This window comes from Desulforhopalus singaporensis, from assembly GCF_900104445.1.
GTDB classification, from domain to species: domain Bacteria; phylum Desulfobacterota; class Desulfobulbia; order Desulfobulbales; family Desulfocapsaceae; genus Desulforhopalus_A; species Desulforhopalus_A singaporensis.
On record NZ_FNJI01000106.1, the window covers coordinates 1 to 1,908 of the forward strand.

At 31.2% G+C, this 1,908-nt stretch carries 3 protein-coding genes; all 3 read left to right on the forward strand.

Annotated elements, in window-relative coordinates; all coding sequences use genetic code 11:
• Positions 1-110: 110 nt before the first annotated feature.
• Genes BLQ17_RS21980 through BLQ17_RS21990 form a run of 3 tightly spaced genes read left to right on the forward strand, consistent with a single transcriptional unit; the run spans position 111 to position 1,807 of the window.
• Positions 111-1,061, forward strand: a complete 951-nt coding sequence (locus BLQ17_RS21980; protein WP_092226426.1) for an ankyrin repeat domain-containing protein — start codon at positions 111-113, stop codon at positions 1,059-1,061.
• 31 nt (positions 1,062-1,092) lie between these two features.
• Entirely contained in the window at positions 1,093-1,494 is a 402-nt protein-coding gene (locus tag BLQ17_RS21985; protein ID WP_092226428.1) for a hypothetical protein, read from the forward strand.
• A 31-nt stretch (positions 1,495-1,525) separates the two neighbouring features.
• Positions 1,526-1,807, forward strand: coding sequence for a hypothetical protein (locus BLQ17_RS21990; RefSeq protein ID WP_092226430.1), 282 nt, complete (start codon positions 1,526-1,528; stop codon positions 1,805-1,807).
• Positions 1,808-1,908 lie beyond the last annotated feature (101 nt).

The window sequence follows — 1,908 nt, forward strand, 5'->3', positions numbered from 1 at the left end:
AGGCGTCAAATTGATTGACGTAAAAACAGCCAGATAGTCAGATGCGAACCCGAAAGCGGCATCCGGATTAGACGTATTTGCCCACCGGATTAATATTAAAAATTTATACGATGAAAATTAAAATAATTATAACATTCTTTCAATGTGTTTGTTTGCTCTTTGCGACACCGACATTTGCCGTCGTATCTAGTGCACACGAAATATACCAACAGGGTCTTGCTGCTTATGAAGCAAGAGATTACAACAAGGCAACTGAACTATTCAATATTGCCAAGAAAGGTAAACTTCATAATTCGGCAAAAGAACATATTAACCAACTAAATCAATCAATCTTCTTGTATGCGATCAAAGATAATGACATAAAAACAATCAAATTATTGCTAAATTCAGGTGTGAATATTAATTCACCAATTTTGGTGAATAAAGAAATTAATCCAAAAAAGCCGTTAGATTATCCCATTGAATATCCTAATCCCAAAATACCCTTAGAACATGCAATTGAACAAGAAAATATTGAAATGGTGGATTTTCTCTTGAAAAATGGAGCACATGTTAGAGGTATTTTAGGCATGAGCATGGAAAGGTATATATGTAATCGAATAAATAAAAAGATTAACGACTATTATTGGGCTCTACATTCAAAACATGATACTTATTATAATATAAGAGAAATGTATTCTAACATAAAAAACTTATTAAATATAATTAAACTGATAGACATCCACACAAGAAACAATTCCACACAACTAAAAACATTTATCACAATTGTTCAAAAAGTTTATCAGAATATTATCGATAAAAATTGGAGTGAAGTATATGATTTAGTAAGATTTAGTCAAAGAATGAAAGGGGTATCATTAGAATCATTTGAAGAACAAATGCCGAAAACTGAATTTAATAGTTATTTGATTGCTGAAAGAATAGGATCTGAAAAATATAAGGACACTTTTCATGCTTACTTTTTAATCATTTATGAAAAAGAAAATGTGAAATTAATGAAGATTGTTGATGCGACTGCATCTCAAGTTGGAAACCAATGGAATTTTATTAATCTTGATTAAAAAACGCCACATATGGTAAGGAAAAACTCTTATGGTGGTTAAAAAAAATATTATAACCGTTTTAGCCATTTTAGTTTCTATTTTTTCTGCATACTACTATTATTTTGTTGACACATTATCAATGTCTGATTTGGTAAATGAGAATAGTAGTCCTACGGTTACTATTTTTACAAATTTGCTTGATTTTGATACAGGATTAACTAGATGGGATATTCAACACCTTGAAAATAAAGCCCCATACTGGCAAAAACGAATAAACCAGGTTGAAAGTATCACAAACTATGAAGAGAGGGAAAAAGCTAGAAATATTTTGGTTGCAGAGATGCTTAAAGATCCGTCTATAAAAAAATTAAATCAGAGGATTTTTAACGTTATGAAGTCAAGCACAAGAACGGCAACTGATATTTTAGATGTTGTTGGTTCATTATACTAATTATTATAAATATGAAAAGGAGGGGAAGGGAATGATTATATTTTTATCAATCATTTTAACCATACTCGGAAGTTTAATAATATTAATCGGATTATACTATTTTGGTTTTGAGGGTATTATAGAGCCTAATCAGATTGGACATAAATTTACTAATCAAGATAAGATTGAACTAATTGGAGGCTTGGTTTGTATATATATCGGCCTCCTTGGCGTTGTGCTTGGTATGGTCGCAGCAAATATTAGGGGTATAGTTTCGAGGAAAAAGATAGAGGTTGAAACCTTTATACCATTTAATGAGGCACAAAATGAATAGTAGAATCATTCAGCTATTCCCGTTTTAGCGACTTATTCGCCAAAGACGCAACTCTTCATGAGGTATCAGAGGTTGTCATGATGAATTTTAAAGGAGCAAGG